Here is a 15,787-nt window from a genome sequence, read left to right on the forward strand (position 1 = left end):
CCGCTCCCGACCATACCCGCCGGTCACGAACGCACCTCGGTCGCCCGGGCCGCATCGGCGGTCCCGGCCGCGTCGGCCACGTCGGCCCCATCGGCCACGTCGGCCACGTCGGCCCCATCGGCCACGTCGGCCACGTCGGCCCCATCGGCGCCGGTGGGTGCCTCCGCCTGACGCCCGGCCAGTCGCCGGGTCAGCGGTCCCCGGGCGAACACGGCCAGCAGCAGGGCGGCGGCGCCGGCCGCGATGGCGACGAAGAAGCCGCCGCGGGGCCCGAATTCATCGACCATGTTCCCGGAGACGGCGGCGCCGAGCGCCACGCCCACGCTCAGGCCGGTGATGGCCCAGGTCATGCCCTCGGTCAGCTGCGCGGGCGGCACGCTCTTCTCGACCATGCCCATGACGACGATCATGGTGGGGGCGAAGAAGATGCCGGAGAAGAAGACGGCGACGGCGAGCGTCGCGATGTTGCCGACGAGGAGCAGCGGCAGGGTCGTCAGCGCCGTGCCCGTGGCCCCGAGCAGGAGCAGCCGGGGCAGCGGCACCTTGGTGTCGAGCGCGCCGAAGACCAGTCCGGCGAGCGCGGAGCCGACGGCGTAGACGGACAGCACGATGCCCGCGCTCGACGGCGCGCCCCGCTCCTCGGCGAAGGCGACGCTGACCACGTCCACGGTTCCGACGATGGCGCCGCCGGCCACGAGCAGCAGCGCGAGGATGCGTACGGAGCCGTTGCGGATCGCCGAACCGCCGGCCGAGGCGGCGTCAGCGGGGGTGTGCACGGGCGGTTCGGTGCGCTTCTGCGGTACGAACAGCAGGACGCCCACGGCCAGCAGCGCGACGGCGACCAGTGGTCCGGCCTCGGGGAACAGTGCCGTGGACAGGGCCACCGACAGCGCGGGCCCGACGACGAAGGTCATCTCGTCGACGACCGACTCCAGCGAGAAGGCGGTGTGCAGGCGCGGGGAGTCCCGGTACACGTGGGTCCAGCGGGCGCGCACCATCGCCGCCATGTTGGGCAGGGTGCCGGCGAGCGCGGCGAAGACGAACAGGCTCCACACGGGGGCGTCGTAGCGCGCGCAGAGCAGTAAGACGCCCATGGAGGCGACGCTGACCCCGGTCGCGGGGAGCAGGACCCTGCCCTGCCCCTTCCGGTCGACGATGCGGGAGATCTGCGGCCCGAAGAAGGCGGTGGACAGGGTGAAGGTCGCGGACACGGCTCCGGCGAGCCCGTACTCGCCGCGCATCTGGCTGAGCATCGTGATGATGCCGATCGCAGTCATGGAGATCGGCATGCGCCCCACGAAACCGGCGGCCGAGAAGGCCACGGATCCGGGTGCGCGGAACAGCTCTCGGTAGACGTTGGCCACGTCAGGGCCCTTCCGTTCGGTCCGAACAACTTGAACGATCGCAAGACATTGAACGAGTGTTACATTTTCTACTCTAGAGCACGCCAGGAGGACCCTGTCAACGTCAAGAGGGAGGAAGCACTGATGACTTGCCCGCGGCGCGCGCCGCCGGGGCGGCCCGCTGCTCGCCGGCCGCTCGCCGGCCGCTCGCCGGCCGCTCGCCGGCGCGGACTACTCGCCGATGCGCACCAGCGCGAGCGTGATGTTGTCCGGGCCGCCGGCCTCGATGGCGGCCTTCCACAGCTCGAAGGCGGCCTTGCCGTCGTCGTGCACCGCCAGCAGGCGCTCGATCGCCTCGTCGGGGACCGGGTCGGTCAGCCCGTCACTGCACACGAGGTAGCGCCCGCCCAGGGACACCTCGCGGGTGCTGACATGGGGCGTTACGGGGCTGAACCCCCGGGTTCCGCCGAGCGTCTGGGTGACGGCCGACGTGGTGCGCTGCCCCGGCTCGGGCGGCGGGCTGTCGTCGACGCTCAGCTGGCGCAGGCCGTCCCACGTCACCTCGTACACCTTGCTGTCGCCGACGTTGAACGCCAGCAGCGACTCCGCCAGTACGAGGAGCCCCGCGACCGTGGTCCCCATGGTCGTGAGCTCGGGCCGGCCGTCGGCGGCCGCGTGCACCTCGCGATTGCACACGTCCAGTACGTCACCGAGGGCCCGCGCGCCGTCCAGGGCCGCCCCGAGGGAGGAGATCCTGCGGACGACGAGCGCACTGGCCACCTCGCCGCCCGGCTGCCCGCCCAGCCCGTCGGCGACCGCGACGACGAGGGGCCTGCCCAGGGGGAACACGAGGGTCTGCGGGTTCTGCGTCACGGTCGCGCACAGCGTCCACGGGCCGACGGCGAGGCTGTCCTCGTTGTGCTCACGGATCAGCCCGACGTGACTCAGGGCGGTCACAGCTATGTACGGCACCTCACCGACCCGCCTCTCCACAGCGGCAGGCGCATCCCTCACCACCATTGTCGCGCCGCAGGCGGAAGAGGGCAGCCGGTGGCTGGTGGAGCCCTTTACCCGCGTCCTGCCAGGCCGGGACCTGCAGGAACGCCCCGCCACGCCGCACGGGCCGGAGGTCGAGGACCTCCGGCCCGGCAGCTACGAGGCGCCTGGGCGCAGGCGGCTTCGAGGGTTATCGGGTCCTGAAGCGGCGGAAGAGGTTTCGGGCCACGTACACCCCCGGGCCGCCGAAGCCGACGATGTCGACGCGTCCGTCACCGGTGATGTCGGCGAGGAAGCGGGGGTGGCGGTCGACCCGCCAGCCGCCCGCGTCCTCGTTGTACCCGAACCCGCGGCACACGAGCTGGGCCTGCTCGAACCGGCCGCCGCCGCGGCTGTGCGACACCCAGACCCCCTCGTCGCCGAAGCCGATGATGTCCGGGTTGCCGTCGCCGGTGACGTCGGCGAGGAACCGGAGGTGCTTCCCGCTCGTCCACCGCCGGGCGAGCCCGAAGTCGTTCAGGACGAGCTTCGAGGGTTCGAACGTGCCGTCGCCGCGCCCGCGTGCCACGACGACGCCCTGCGGGCCGAACCCGACGATGTCCAGTCCTCCGTCATTGGTGGTCTTGATCAGGATTCGGGGGTGCTCCCCGACCGAGCTCCATCCTTGGTCGACCCCGAAGTTGTCGAGGACGTACAAGGGCTCGGCGAACGTCCCGTCCTCGTCCTGGAGCGACACCCAGACGCCGTCGTCGTGGCAGCCGACGACATCGAGCCTGCCGTCACCGGTGGTGTCGGCAAGGAAGCGGGGGTGCTTGCCGGCAAGCCAGCCACCCGCCTTCTCATCGTGGCCGAACGCCCGGAGAACGGGTTCATCGGCGATCGGTGAGAACGTTCCGTCCTCGTCCTGGAGCGACACCCAGACGCCGTCGTCGTGGCAGCCGACGACGTCGAGCCTGCCGTCACCGGTGGTGTCGACGAGGAAGCGGGGATGCTTGTCGGCAAGCCACCCGCCGGCCTGCTGGCCGTGTCCGAACGCCCTGAGGACCAGCTCGCCGCCTGCGGGCGCGAACGTCCCGCCCTCGTCTTGCCGGGACACCCGGACACCGTCGGCGGAAAGTACGACGACGTCGGGGCTGCCGTCGCCCGTCGTGTCCACGAGGGTCCACAGGTCCGCGGGGCTCGGGGAGGGTGCGGGTGGGTGCAGGACGCGTTCGTCGTCGAACGTGCCGTCGCCCCTGCTGGACGACGTCACGGCCCCCTTCGCGGGTTTGAGTCCTACGATGTCGTTGCGCCCCGCTCCTGTGGTGTCGGCGAGGAACCGTGCACCGAGCCCGGCCCACCAGCCCGGTTGCCCGCTGGGAGAGCGGGTAGCCCCTCGCTTTTCCAGCCCCCGGCGTCCTCGTCACTGCCGAACCGCTCGAGGACCAGCAGCATGTCGCTGAAGGAGGGCGCCGCGTCGGGTGCCGGCCGCAGCGCGGTCGAGCGGGCCAGGCGCCAGGACCGGCGGCCGTTCCAGTGGCTCAGTGGTGCCCAGCGCAGCACGGGGTCGCTGGTGCGCTCGGGCTCGGCCGGGACGAACCGCCACCGCCGGCTCTCCGCGCTGTCGTCGTGCTCGCGCAGGACGATCGGGGTGCCGTCCTCGCCGGGGTCGGCGAGGTCGAGAACGGCGCCGTCGGTCGCGCCCTCGATGAAGTAGAGGCCCGCTTCACCCTCGACGGGGACGACGTACCACTGCTGGCCCATCCTGCCGGCGGCGGCGTCCCACTGGCGGACGCCGCGGTCCGCGGCGGCGGGGTTGTCGAGCACCTTGCCGCTGACCGCGTTGCGGATCACATATGTCTGCTCGTCCTGCGTGGCCGGCACGGGGGTGAGCTGCCACTGCCCCGGGCTCGGGCCGTCATCGGGGAAGTCGCGGACGACGAGCGCCCCGTCCGCGCCCGGCGCGGCCTTGGCGCCGAGGGTCTTCCCCGTGGCGGCGTTGACGATCTCCAGCTTCAGTTCTTCCGTGGGCACGGGCATCGTGGTGCCTCTTCCAGGCGGTGCGGGCGTCGGCTCGGGACGGGCGTGGCGCGGAGGTGGACTCGGGTCACGTGAAGACGTGGTGGTAGGGGACGTTCCACTCGCTGGGCAGCCGCGGGTAGAACGTGTTGATGACCGTCCCGGTGAAGTCCCCGCCCCAGTTGTAGGTGACACGCACCTCGCCGTTCGCGGTCACCGCGTGGTCCTTGAACCCGAGGATGGAGTCGGGGTGGGTGATCGGCACGAACGTGATCCCGCCCCACGGCGTCACCGTGACGACCCAGAGCTGGGTGTCCTCGGGCGCGCCGTTCTTCCCGCGCCACTTGTCGCCCACCCGCCAACGCCCGGACGTGACACTGCTCCGCCGAGGCGGCGTCTCGAATTGGATCGACCTGCCTGGGAGTTGGTGGCGGCCAGCGGCTCGGACCAAATGCCCTCGACAGCACACGGGTGTGGTTCACCGACACCGACCGGATCTACGTCTCCGGCGACCGGGCGGCGTACGGCTGTCGGCCTTCGGGCCCTCAAACACGGCCTAAGCGCAGGCGGCTGCCACGACGACGGTGGCGACCCGGCTTCCCTGGTGGTGCGTGCAGGGGTCCGGTCGGCGGCCGCTGTCGGCCGTGTCGTGCGCGTACCGGGTGGCCGCCTGGAGCGCGGCGCTGACGAGGGTGGCGAGCAGGTCTACGTCGGAGCTGATCTCCAGACGCACCGTCACCCAGTCCGATCCGGTGGACAGCCGGATGGCCGTGGAGCCGGCGAGCGCCGGCCGGAGTTTTGTGATCATGGAACGGGTGAGGTGGACATCGGCTTCGTATGTCCCGTGGAAGTGGACGATCTCCCGCGAACCGGCGTTCAGTCCGAGTCCGGCGCCACACGCCGGGCGGCCTTCGCTGAGCGCAGGCCAACTCATCAGCTGTTCACTGGCGTGCCTAGCTGTGTTCATGCCCCGAGCCTGCCCGCCTGAAGGCCGCCGCACAAGGCCCGTGGCCCAATACCGTTGCCCTGGGACGGGATGCGTGCGACACCCCTGCGGAAGCGGTGAGGGGAAAGTGACGGAGGGTCCCTCCGCCCGGGTCCGCCCGGGTCCGCCCGGGTCCGCTCGGCGGCGGCGCGGCCCGGCTGGAAGCACTCTGGGCCGTCAGGAGCCGCCTAGTGCTGTGGCGGCAGGGGTCGGGGCAGGGCCTCGCCGACGGGGGTTGCGGCGAGGCCCTGGCCGTGACGATACATCCCGCCGCCCGGATCGTCCGCAGAGTCGACGAAATGCAAAGGTCCTGGATCAGGTCCGGCCTTCGGCCACCGGCCCGCCCCAGCGGGGTCGCGGATAATGCTCCTGGCGAAGGTGTCGATCACGGGGTTACGGGGGCCGAGCGGGTGCGGGAACCGATCGAAGACCGCTACGAGCTGGACGAGTTGCTCGGCCGGGGCGGATTCGGCGAGGTCTGGCGGGCCCGCGACAGCCGGGTCGGCCGGTGGGTGGCCGTCAAGATCGGATATCCCGAAACCCCTGAGGACACACGCCGGTTCGAGCGCGAGGCGAGCCTCGCCGGAAACCTCGCCCACCCCAACATCGCCACCGTGCACGACTTCGGCCGTACCCGGCACGGCGGGCGGAGCGCCGTCTTCCTGGTGATGGAGCTGCTCCAGGGCCGCAGTCTCGCCGAGGTCCTGGCCGACGGGGCGCCGCCGCTCGCCGACGCCCTGGACTGGGCGATGCAGGTCGCGGCGACTCTCGGAGCCGCTCACGACGCGGGGGTCGTCCACCGGGACGTCAAGCCGGCCAACGTGATGATCACCGAAGGCCGGGTGGCGAAGGTCCTCGGCTTCGGCATCGCCAAGGCCCAGGGGCGGTTCCGGGACGGATCTCACGGCCACGGGCATGATCATCGGCTCGTTCCCCTACATGGCGCCCGAGCGCTGGACCGGTGGCGCGGGCGGAGTCCCCGTCGACGGGCGGTCCGACCCGTACGCCCTGGGCTGCGTGCTCATGGAACTCGTCACCGGTACCCACCCCTTCACCGCCCGTGACATGTACGAGTCCCTCGGCCAGCACCTCCAGGCCGCGCCGCCCGCCCCCAGCTCGCTCCGTCCGGGGCTGCCGGCCGCGCTCGACCCGCTCGTACTGGACCTGCTCGCCAAGGACCCGCGCCACCGCCCCGCGAACGCACGCGAGGTGAGCGCACGGCCGGCGGCGATCGCCCGGGACCGGCAACCGGAAGAGTCGGTCGGGGCCACCCCGGCACAGCGGGGGGTACCGGCACCGCCGCCCTACCCGCCGACCGTACCGGGCACCCTGCTGGAGTCGGCCGACGACCCGGTTCGGGCCCTGCTGCGCCGCCGGCTCACCCAGCTGGTGGAGGACGCCCCGGCCCCCTCCACCCCGTCACGCTGACCGCCCGGCACCACCTCGCCACGGCCCTGCACCGCGGCAACGGCGCCCTCGACGGTCAGTGGGACCCGCGCACGCCCGAGCGCGCGGAGGGCGAACGCGCCTGGCTGCGACCGCTGCTGCCCGATCTGGAACGGGGGCTGCCCGCCGACAGCCCGGTGCTGCTCGACGTTTGGCGCCGACTGGCGCACGACGCCTGGCTGGTCGGTGATTTCGCCGCCGCCGCACCGCTGTACGCGCGGCTGTTCCCCGATCCGGAGGGCCTGGTCGAGGAGGGCGACGTGGAGGTGGGCTACCGGGTGTTCCGCAGCATCGGCGAGGCCGGGGATCCCGCCCGGGCGCTGGCGCTGATCAAGCCGCTGCTGCACCGCCTCCAGATCGGCTTCGGCGGCCCCCGCTGGCTGGCCGACGAACTGATCGACACCCGCGCGGACTTCCGCCAGGCACTGCGGGAGGGCCGGCGGGCCGACGGCGGCGGCCTGCTCCGCCTGTTCGGCCGCTGACCCCCGCCGGTACGCCCGTAGGCCCGCGCATCCATACATCCGTTCGCCCGTACATCCGTTCGTCACGGCGAGCCCCGCCGTCCCGTCTTGTCCGGGACGTCGGGGCTCGCTAGCCTCGCGCCCCGTGCCGGGTGCGCCGGGACAGCGATCAGGGACGGGGAACGCATGCCTTCCGGAGTCACTCTTGCGGTCGTCGGTGCCGGGGACCGCGGGTCCGCGCACGCGCGCTGGGCGCTCGCGCACCCGGAGCGGGCCCGGGTCGTCGCGGTCGCCGAGCCGCGCGCGGTCCGGCGGGACCGGTTCGCGGCGGACCATGCCCTGGCACCCGGAGCGCTGGTGGCCGACTGGCGGGAGCTGGCGGCCCGCGGGCGGGTCGCGGACGCGGTGCTGATCTGCACCCTGGACCGGGAACACCTGGAGCCGGTCCTGGCGTTCGCCGCGCTCGGCTACCACATCATGCTCGAGAAGCCGATGGCGCTGACCGAGGACGAGTGCCGGCGCATCGTGGCCGCGGTGGAGGACGCCGGGGTGATCCTCTCCGTCGGCCACGTCCTGCGCTACACCGCCTACACGCGGGCGCTGAAAGAGGTGCTCGACTCCGGCCGGATCGGTGACGTCGTCAGCGTGCAGCACCTGGAACCGGTCGGGTTCTGGCACCAGGCCCATTCGTTCGTACGCGGCAACTGGCGCCGCGCGGACGAGGCGACCACCATGCTGATGGCGAAGTCCTGCCACGACCTGGACTGGCTCCAGTACGTGCTCGGCGGGCCCCCGGTGCGGGTGTCGAGCTTCGGCCGCCTCTCCCACTTCCGGGCCGAGAACCGGCCCGCCGGTGCCGCCGACCGATGTCTGGACTGCACGGTGGAGACCACCTGCCCCTACTCCGCCACCCGCGACTACGGCGACCGGCTCGCCCAGGGCAGGCACGGCTGGCCGCTGAGCGTGGTGATCGACGAGTTCACCCCGCAGGCCCTGGAGACCGCGCTGCGGGAGGGCCCGTACGGGCGCTGCGTGTACGCCTGCGACAACGACGTGGTCGACCACCAGGTGGTGGCCCTGGAGTTCGCCTCCGGGGCCACCGCCACGTTCACCATGACCGCGTTCACCGAGCAGGCGGACCGCCAGACGCGGGTCTTCGGTACGCGCGGCGAACTGCGGGGCGACGGCAGGCAGTTGCGTGTCTACGACTTCCTGACCCGCACCGAGGAGGTCGTCGGCCCTGGAACAACGGGGGCGATGGACGCCGCCGGGGGCCACGGGGGCGGGGACGCCGGCCTGATGGACGCCTTCGTCCGCGCGGTCGCCACCTGCGACCCGGGTCCGGTGCGGTCCGGCCCCCGGGAGTCCCTGATCAGCCACCTGACCGTCCTGGCCGCCGAGCGGGCCCGGCGCGGGCGCACCGTCGAGACCGTCCGGCTGTGACCGGCGACGAGGTCGGCAGGCGGCAGGCGGCAGACAGAGCGATCGATCAATTCCCGATCTGATCGTTTGAACGAATCGATTTTTACGCACCTCTTGAGCGCTCGTTCACGTGCGTGCTAGAAACCGGGTCAGCGGGGCACCCTCCCACCCCGCGCCCCAGTTTCCGGAGGCCCCATGTCCACCCCGTGGTCCCGCCGCTCCTTCCTCCACCTCTCCGGCAGCGCCGCACTGCTGACCACGATCCCCTCGACCGGTACCGCCTCCGCTGCGGGCGACGCGTACGACACCCTCCGTGCCACCTGGCGCGCGACGGTCCTGGGCAGCGGGTTCGACCCGGCAGCCGAACCCTTCGCCGGGAAACTGGCACTGACGGGCAGTCAGGCCGTCGAACACCGCGCCACCATGGCGGCCGTGAGCGGCTCGCTCTGGCCCGACCTGCCCCTCACGGTGTCCAGTTCGATCACCGTCAGCTACTCCCGGCTGGGCACGATGGCCCAGGCGTACGCCCAGCCCGGCACCGGTCTGACCGGCGACCCCGCGCTCGCCGCCGGGATCAAGGCCGGCCTCGACCACCTCCACCAGCAGGTCTACAACCCCGGGAAGAGCCGGTTCGGCAACTGGTGGGACTTCCAGATCGGCTCTCCGCAGAGCCTGCTGGACACCTGCACGATCCTCTACGACCAGCTCTCCGCGGCGCAGCTCGCCAACTACCTAGCTGCCGTCGACCACTTCGTACCGGACTCCTCGGTCGCCGCCTACACCGGCACCAGTACCGGCGCCAACCGGGTGGACCTGTGCCGCTCGCTGGCCCTGCGCGGCGTCCTCGGCAAGAACGCGGCCAAGATCGCACTCGCCCGCGACGCCCTCTCCCCGGTCTTCCCGCTCGTGACGGCCGGGGACGGCTTCTACGCCGACGGGTCCTTCGTCCAGCACACCTACCTCTCCTACACCGGCTCCTACGGCGTGGTGCTGCTCAGCGGTCTGGCCGCCCTCTTCTCCCTGCTGAACGGCTCCCCCTGGGCGGTCACCGACCCCGAGCGCCAGATCGTGCTCGACTCCGTGGAGGGGTCCTTCGCCCCGTTCCTGTTCAACGGCCTGATGATGGACGCGGTGTCAGGACGCTCGACGAGCCGGGGCACCGCGAGGACCGGCCCGTACGGGTTCCAGGGCGGCGACCACGGCCGGGGCCACGGCACCCTCGCCGCCATCGCCCTGCTCGGCACCGCCGCGAGCGGCACGGAGAACCAGCGCTGGCGCGGTCTGGTGAAGGGCTGGATGCAGCGGGACTACTACAGCCCGGTGCTCTCCGACACCGACCTGGGCGTCGCCGCCCTCGCCCGCCTCAAGGCCGTACAGGACGACACCGCCGTCACCGCCCTCGCCGAACCGACCGGGCACCGGCTGTTCCCCAGCATGGACCGGGCCGTCCACCGGCGGCCGGGCTGGGCGGCGTCGATCAGCATGGCCTCGAAGCGGATGGGCCTCTACGAGACGGGCAACGGCGAGAACCTGCGCGGCTGGCACGCCGGGGCGGGCATGCTCCAGTGGTGGGGGAACACCTTCGGCAACGGCCAGTACACCGACGCCTTCTGGCCCACCGTGGACCCGTACCGGCTGCCCGGCACCACGGTGTCCCGCAAGCCCCTCGCCGACGCGGAGGGCGGCGCCTGGGGCCTGCCGCGGCCGGACGTCAACTGGGTCGGGGGCGCCACGGACGGGGAGTACGCGTCCATCGGCCAGTTCGTCCGCGGGCTGTCCAGCACGCTGTACGCGAAGAAGTCCTGGTTCTGCCTGGCCGATTCGATCGTGTGCCTCGCGGGCTCCGTCCGGGGCTCCGACGGCGTCGCCGTCGAGACCGTCGTCGAGAACCGCAACCTCGGCGCGAGCGGCACCCAGGCCCTCACCGTGAACGGCGTCGCGCAGTCCACCGCGCTCGGCTGGTCGGCCACCCTGAACGGGACCTCCTGGGCGCAGATGGCCGGCCAGGGCGGGTACGTCTTCCCCGGCGGGACCACGGTCAGGGCCCTGCGGGAGGCGCGTACCGGCTCCTGGCGGGACATCAACACCGGTGGCAGCGCCGATCCGATCACCCGCCGCTACCTGACCCTCTGGTTCGACCACGGGGTCGACCCGGCGGACGCGGCCTGCTCCTACGTCCTGATGCCCGGGGCCACCGTCCAGGCCACGGCCGCGCGGGCCGCCGACACCGGCTGGCTGACGCTCCTCGCCAACGACAACGACCAGCAGGGCATCAGGGTCGCCCAGCTGGGTGTCACCGCCGTCAACTTCTGGTTCGCCGGGACCGTCGGCGCGCTCACCGCCGACGGGCCGGCCTGTGTCCTGGTCCGGGAGCACGGCGACGGCACCGCCACCCTCTGCGTCAGCGATCCGATGCGGGCCCGGACCGGCCTCACCGTCACCTGGAACCGCCCGGTGGCCTCCGTGCTCTCCCGCCCGGCCACCGTGGTCTCCACCGGTACCGGATCGGCCTTGACCCTCACCTTCGGGGACCTCACCGGGCAGGCCGGTGCCACCCAGCGGATCAGGGTGGCCCTGGGCTGACGGCCGGGTCAGCCCGTGGCGCCGGCGCTGGGCTGGTCCTCCAGGTCGGGTATCGCGCTGTGGCCCGTGCAGAAGCCGGTGACCTTGGCCAGGCGCCCGCCGGGGCCGCGGAGCCGGACGGTCAGCTTGGTGACCTCCACGGGCGGGAAGGCGTGGATACGGCGCACGCCCACGGTGGTGCCGGTGGCGATGACCTGGCCGTCGGCCAGGACCTGGTGCCCGCTGACGAACTGGCCGCCGGTCAGTTCCTCGGTCAGTTCGAGGTGGTCGAGCAGGACGGGACCGGTGAAGCGGGCCGCCACCTCGCCGTCCGGTCCGACGGCCAGGGTCGAGGTGGCGGGCCGCGCGAACCGGCGGGCGAGTTCCCCGCTGGATTCGAGCAGCCGGGCCCGGTCGGCCGGGTCGATCCTGCCCGTGCGGTCCGGCGGCACGTTGAGGAGCAGACCGGCGCCCAGTCCGACCGAGCGGTACCAGACGGCCAGCAGGTGCTCACGGCTCTTGAGGGTGTGCAGGTCGTCGTCCTGCCAGAACCAGTTCCGGCGGATCGGTACGTCGCACTCGGGCGGCAGGTAGCGGGTCCGGCCGAGGGCCGTGGCGCCGTCGTCGCAGACGCTGATCCCGGTGGAGTCGACGGTGTACCAGCACGGGTCGGCTGCGAGGCCGTCCTCGTTGCCGACCCAGCGGATGGTGGGGATGCCCATGTTGAACACCATCGCGTCCGGCTGGTGTTCGGCGACGACGGCCATCGCCGCGTCCCAGTCGTACGTCCTGCCCTCGGACCCGGCGCCGTCGAACCACAGCTCGTACAGCGGTCCGTACCGGGTGCACAGCTCGGTGAGCTGCCTGCGGTAGAAGGCGTCGTAGGCCGCGGGGTCCTCGTAGCAGGCCGCGTTGCGGTCCCAGGGCGAGAGGTAGAGCCCGAGGCCGATCCCCGCCTCCCGGCAGGCTTCGGCGAGTTCGGCGACCACGTCGCCGTTCCCGTCGCGCCAGCCGGAGGAGGCCACCGAGTAGGCGGTGGTGGCGGTCGGCCACAGGCAGAACCCGTCGTGGTGCTTGGCCGTCAGGACGACGTACGCGGCCCCGGCCTCGACCGCGGTCCGCACCCACTGGCGGGCGTCGAGGTCGGACGGCGCGAAAACGGCCGGGTCCAGGGTGCCGTCGCTCCACTCGCGGCCGCGGAAGGTGTTGACCCCGAAGTGCAGGAAGAGTCCGAAACCATGGCGTTGCCAGGCCAGTTGGGCGGGGGTGGGGCGGATCGCCATCGGTTACTTCACCGCTCCGGCGGTCAGACCGGAGCGCCAGAAGCGCTGCAGGCAGAGGAAGGCGATCACGAGCGGGATCACGGCGATCAGCGAACCCGTGATGGCCAGCGAGTACATCTCGGGGCTTTCGGTGATGGAGAGGTTCCACATGTGCAGGCCGAGGCTGACCGGGTACAGGTCCTTGTCGTTCAGCATGATCAGCGCGCCGTAGAAGTTGTTCCAGCTCGCGGTGAAGGAGAAGAGGAACAGCGTCACGAAGCCGGGGGCGAGCATGGGCAGGACGATGGAGCGGAAGGTGCGCACGTCGCCCGCGCCGTCGACGCGGGCCGCCTCGATCACCTCGTAGGGGACGTATCCCTCGGAGAAGACCCGGGCGAGGTAGACGCCGAATGGGTTGACCAGCGAGGGGATCAGCAGCGCCCAGTAGGTGTTGGTGATCCCGGCCTGGGAGGCGAGCAGGTACATCGGCAGGGTCAGGACGGCTCCCGGGACGAGGACCCCCGCCAGGACGACCCCGAAGAGCTTCTCCTTTCCGGTGAACTCGTACTTGTCGAACGCGTATCCGGCCGCGACCGAGATCAGGGAGGAGAGGGCCGAGCCGATCACGGCGTAGAGGAGGGTGTTGAGCAGCCAGCGCCCGTAGATGCCGTCGTCGTGGGTGAACACCTCGTGGATGTTGGAGAAGAGGTTGAACTCCCCGAGGCTGAACCCGTTGGTGCCGAAGAGGTCGCGGCCGTTCTTCGTGGCGGCGATCAGCAGCCAGCTGACCGGCATCAGGGTGTAGAAGGCCAGCATGAGCAGCACGGCGTTGACGGCGGTCTTCGAGGCCCAGGCCCGCCGGGGGCGGTGCGGTGGCGCGGGGGCGACGGGGCCGGTGGGGCTGGTGGGGCTGGTCCCGGCCGGTTCGGTCGTGTGCGGGGCGGCGGTCCGCGTGCTCATGATTCCTGCCACCGCTTCCCGATCCGGGTGACCAGGAAGGACAGTGCCCCGGCCACGAGCGCCAGGAGCAGTGAGGCGGCGGCGGCGCTCGCGTAGTCCTGGTCGATGAACGCCTTGCTGACGATGTACATGGTGGGCGACCAGTCGTTGCCGAGGGCCTGTGCCTTGTCGGAGAGCAGCCGGGGCTCGGTGAAGAGCTGGACCGCTCCCACGCAGGTGAACAGCACGGTCATGACCACCGAGGAACGGATGATCGGCACCTTGATCCCGAAGGCTGTGCGCCAGGCTCCGGCTCCGTCCACGGTGGCGGCCTCGATGACCTCGCGGGGCACGGCCTGGAGCGCCGCGAAGAAGATCACCATGTTGTAGCCGATCCACTGCCAGACGGCGATGTTGACCATGGACGAGAGGGAGTTGCCGGGCGAGAAGAAGTTCCAGCTGCCGCCGGCGGCGTCGATCCAGTCGATCACCGGGCTGAGGCCCGGCGTGTAGAGGTAGATCCAGATGATCGCGGCGATCAGCCCGGGTACGGCGTGCGGCAGGAAGAAGGCCAGCTGGAAGAACCGCTTGGCCCGGGCATAGGCCGAGTCGACCAGCAGGGCCAGCCCCAGCGCCCCGCCGATCATGACCGGGATGTACGCCAGGCAGTACGCGGCGATGTGCAGGAAGGAGGCGCGGAAGGCCGGATCGGCCAGCACCGCCGAGTAGTTCGCCAGTCCCGTGAAGCTGCGCTCGACCCCGCCGAACCCGAGCCCCGAGGACTGCTCCCGGAACAGGCTCATCCAGCCCGCGTAGGCCACCGGCGCCACGATCACGACGGCGAACAGGACGAAGAACGGGGAGAGGAAGAGGACCAGGGCGCCGCGTCTGCCGCGACGCGACGTGCTCGCGGCGGCTGCCGCGGTGGTGGAGGCTGAGGCCACGGGGGTGCTCCTTGGCGGTGCGGGGGTTCGTGACGAGGAGGTGGCCGGGCCGGGCCGGCCACCCCTGCGGGGCCCGGAAGGGCCGGACCTACTGGCCGGCGAGCTTGAGTCCGCGGCTCTCGATCGCCGTCCGGGCCGATTCCTGCGCCTTGGTGAGGCCGCTCGGCAGGCCGTTGCGTGCCGCCTCGTCCTTGAAGTCGGCGTTGACCTTCCCCCAGACGGGGCCCCAGGTCCATCCGGGAACGATGGTGGCGACCTGGTCCCCGGTCAGCTTGTAGAGGTCCTGGCCGCCGAAGTAGGAGGTGTCGAAGGCCTTGGCTGCCACCGCGGCCATCTGCGGGTTCGCGGGCAGGGCGCTGCTGGGGCTCTTCAGGGCGCCGATCCGGGCTTCCATGGCCGCCGGGTCGGTGGTGACCCACTTGATGAACTCGGCCGCGGCCTTGGTGTGCTTGCTTCCCTTGGTCACGGCGAAGCTGGTGCCGCCGAACATGCCGCTGGCCGGGGTTCCCCAGTGGGGGACGGGGGCGACGCCCCACTTGCCCTTGAGGTCCGGCATGGCGGCGATCATGCTGCCCGCGCTCCACGAGGCGCCCACGACGCTGGCGGTCGTGCCGTCGGCCTTGGACTTGTTCTCTTCCGGGGTTCCGGCGCCGTAGTTGAAGACCAGGTCGTCCTTGAGCATCCCCTGCCAGAAGGCGGCGACCTTCTGCGACGGGGCGTCGTCGATCTCCGGCTTCCAGGCGCCGCCCTCGATCTGGAACCACTTGGCGCCGGCCTGCCAGGAGAGGGTCGCCTGGAGCGGGGTGTCCGTCGGGAAGTTGCCTATGCGCGCCCCGGGTTCGGCGGCCTTGATCTTCTCGGCGGCGGCGCGGTACTCGTCCCACGTGGTGGGGACGCTGACGCCGTGCTTCTCGAAGAGGTCCTTGCGGTAGAAGTAGACCTGCGGGGTGGCGTCGAAGGGGACGGACCAGGTCTTGCCGCCGAAGGTCACCAGGTTCTGGACGCCTGCCGGGAAGCTCTTCTTCACCAGGTCGCCGGACGTGGCGGTGAGGTCCTCCAGGTAGCCCTGGCTGGCGAACTCCGGGACCATGCTGTATTCGACGGTCGTCACGTCCGGGGCGTCGCCCGCCTTGATCGCGTTGCTGATCTTGCTGTATCCGTCGGCACCGCTGGGGATCTGGGAGAACTTCACCTGGATGTCCTTGTGCGACGCGTTGAACGCGGCCGCCGCGGCCTCGGCTCCACTGGTCCAGGTCCAGTACGTGAGGGTGACGGGCTTGCCCTCGTCCCCGGCGGCTGCCGAGGCCGGGGAGTCGGATCCGGCGCAGGCGGAGGTCAGCAGGGCGAGGGACACCGCTGCGGCGACCGCACCGTAGGCACGCAGGGACTGAGCTTTCATTGACCTGCTCCTTGGCGAGTTGGCTGAACG

11 protein-coding genes and 3 pseudogenes are annotated in these 15,787 nt (G+C 71.7%); 5 read left to right on the forward strand and 9 right to left on the reverse strand.

What is annotated here, in order from left to right; genetic code table 11:
* Nucleotides 1-23: 23 nt before the first annotated feature.
* From OG447_RS23400 to OG447_RS23420, 5 genes and pseudogenes are all read right to left on the reverse strand, one after another.
* A complete protein-coding gene (locus OG447_RS23400; protein WP_266939134.1) occupies nt 24-1,364 on the reverse strand; it encodes an MFS transporter in 1,341 nt (446 codons plus the stop codon).
* 210 nt (nt 1,365-1,574) lie between these two features.
* Entirely contained in the window at nt 1,575-2,315 is a 741-nt protein-coding gene (locus tag OG447_RS23405) for a PP2C family serine/threonine-protein phosphatase (RefSeq protein ID WP_266939135.1), read from the reverse strand.
* Nucleotides 2,316-2,529: 214 nt separating this feature from the next.
* A pseudogene (locus OG447_RS23410) lies at nt 2,530-4,358 on the reverse strand (FG-GAP-like repeat-containing protein).
* A 67-nt stretch (nt 4,359-4,425) separates the two neighbouring features.
* Nucleotides 4,426-4,695 (reverse strand): annotated as a pseudogene (locus tag OG447_RS23415) (hypothetical protein); the annotation flags it as partial.
* A 198-nt stretch (nt 4,696-4,893) separates the two neighbouring features.
* Nucleotides 4,894-5,304 (reverse strand): luciferase family protein, encoded by a 411-nt coding sequence (locus OG447_RS23420; protein ID WP_266939136.1) that lies wholly within the window; start codon nt 5,302-5,304, stop codon nt 4,894-4,896.
* A 317-nt stretch (nt 5,305-5,621) separates the two neighbouring features.
* Between OG447_RS23420 and OG447_RS23425 the strand changes: the two are divergent.
* From OG447_RS23425 to OG447_RS23445, 5 genes and pseudogenes are all read left to right on the forward strand, one after another.
* Nucleotides 5,622-6,191 (forward strand): annotated as a pseudogene (locus OG447_RS23425) (serine/threonine-protein kinase); the annotation flags it as partial.
* Between the two features lie 70 nt (nt 6,192-6,261).
* Entirely contained in the window at nt 6,262-6,750 is a 489-nt protein-coding gene (locus OG447_RS23430; protein ID WP_266939137.1) for a hypothetical protein, read from the forward strand.
* A 155-nt stretch (nt 6,751-6,905) separates the two neighbouring features.
* Nucleotides 6,906-7,250, forward strand: coding sequence for a hypothetical protein (locus OG447_RS23435; protein ID WP_266939139.1), 345 nt, complete (start codon nt 6,906-6,908; stop codon nt 7,248-7,250).
* A gap of 165 nt (nt 7,251-7,415) precedes the next feature.
* Nucleotides 7,416-8,672, forward strand: a complete 1,257-nt coding sequence (locus tag OG447_RS23440; protein WP_266939140.1) for a Gfo/Idh/MocA family protein — start codon at nt 7,416-7,418, stop codon at nt 8,670-8,672.
* 174 nt (nt 8,673-8,846) lie between these two features.
* The gene (locus tag OG447_RS23445; RefSeq protein ID WP_266939141.1) at nt 8,847-11,234 is read left to right on the forward strand and encodes a polysaccharide lyase 8 family protein; all 2,388 of its coding nucleotides are present in this window, start codon (nt 8,847-8,849) and stop codon (nt 11,232-11,234) included.
* 8 nt (nt 11,235-11,242) lie between these two features.
* On the opposite strand, the gene OG447_RS23450 is transcribed toward OG447_RS23445, so the two are convergent.
* The 4 genes from OG447_RS23450 to OG447_RS23465 all read right to left on the reverse strand — a co-directional run bounded on the left by OG447_RS23450 (nt 11,243) and on the right by OG447_RS23465 (nt 15,757).
* Nucleotides 11,243-12,496, reverse strand: a complete 1,254-nt coding sequence (locus tag OG447_RS23450) for an alpha-L-fucosidase (protein ID WP_266939142.1) — start codon at nt 12,494-12,496, stop codon at nt 11,243-11,245.
* Between the two features lie 3 nt (nt 12,497-12,499).
* A complete protein-coding gene (locus OG447_RS23455) occupies nt 12,500-13,435 on the reverse strand; it encodes a carbohydrate ABC transporter permease (RefSeq protein WP_266939143.1) in 936 nt (311 codons plus the stop codon).
* A complete protein-coding gene (locus OG447_RS23460) occupies nt 13,432-14,358 on the reverse strand; it encodes a carbohydrate ABC transporter permease (protein ID WP_266939145.1) in 927 nt (308 codons plus the stop codon). Before OG447_RS23460 ends, OG447_RS23455 begins: the two co-directional genes overlap by 4 nt.
* Nucleotides 14,359-14,446: 88 nt before the next feature.
* Nucleotides 14,447-15,757 carry an ABC transporter substrate-binding protein gene (locus OG447_RS23465; protein WP_266939146.1) on the reverse strand — a complete coding sequence of 437 codons (1,311 nt, stop codon included), beginning with the start codon at nt 15,755-15,757 and terminating at the stop codon, nt 14,447-14,449.
* Nucleotides 15,758-15,787: the final 30 nt, after the last annotated feature.

This window comes from Streptomyces sp. NBC_01408 (assembly GCF_026340255.1).
Lineage (GTDB): Bacteria > Actinomycetota > Actinomycetes > Streptomycetales > Streptomycetaceae > Streptomyces.

Excerpts from the sequence above, each read along its gene's own strand:
- OG447_RS23420 (WP_266939136.1), bottom strand. The coding sequence starts at position 5,304 with ATGAACACAGCTAGGCACGCCAGTGAACAGCTGATGAGTTGGCCTGCG.
- OG447_RS23430 (WP_266939137.1), top strand. The coding sequence starts at position 6,262 with ATGGCGCCCGAGCGCTGGACCGGTGGCGCGGGCGGAGTCCCCGTCGAC.
- OG447_RS23440 (WP_266939140.1), top strand. The coding sequence starts at position 7,416 with ATGCCTTCCGGAGTCACTCTTGCGGTCGTCGGTGCCGGGGACCGCGGG.
- OG447_RS23445 (WP_266939141.1), top strand. The coding sequence starts at position 8,847 with ATGTCCACCCCGTGGTCCCGCCGCTCCTTCCTCCACCTCTCCGGCAGC.
- OG447_RS23450 (WP_266939142.1), bottom strand. The coding sequence starts at position 12,496 with ATGGCGATCCGCCCCACCCCCGCCCAACTGGCCTGGCAACGCCATGGT.
- OG447_RS23455 (WP_266939143.1), bottom strand. The coding sequence starts at position 13,435 with ATGAGCACGCGGACCGCCGCCCCGCACACGACCGAACCGGCCGGGACC.
- OG447_RS23465 (WP_266939146.1), bottom strand. The coding sequence starts at position 15,757 with ATGAAAGCTCAGTCCCTGCGTGCCTACGGTGCGGTCGCCGCAGCGGTG.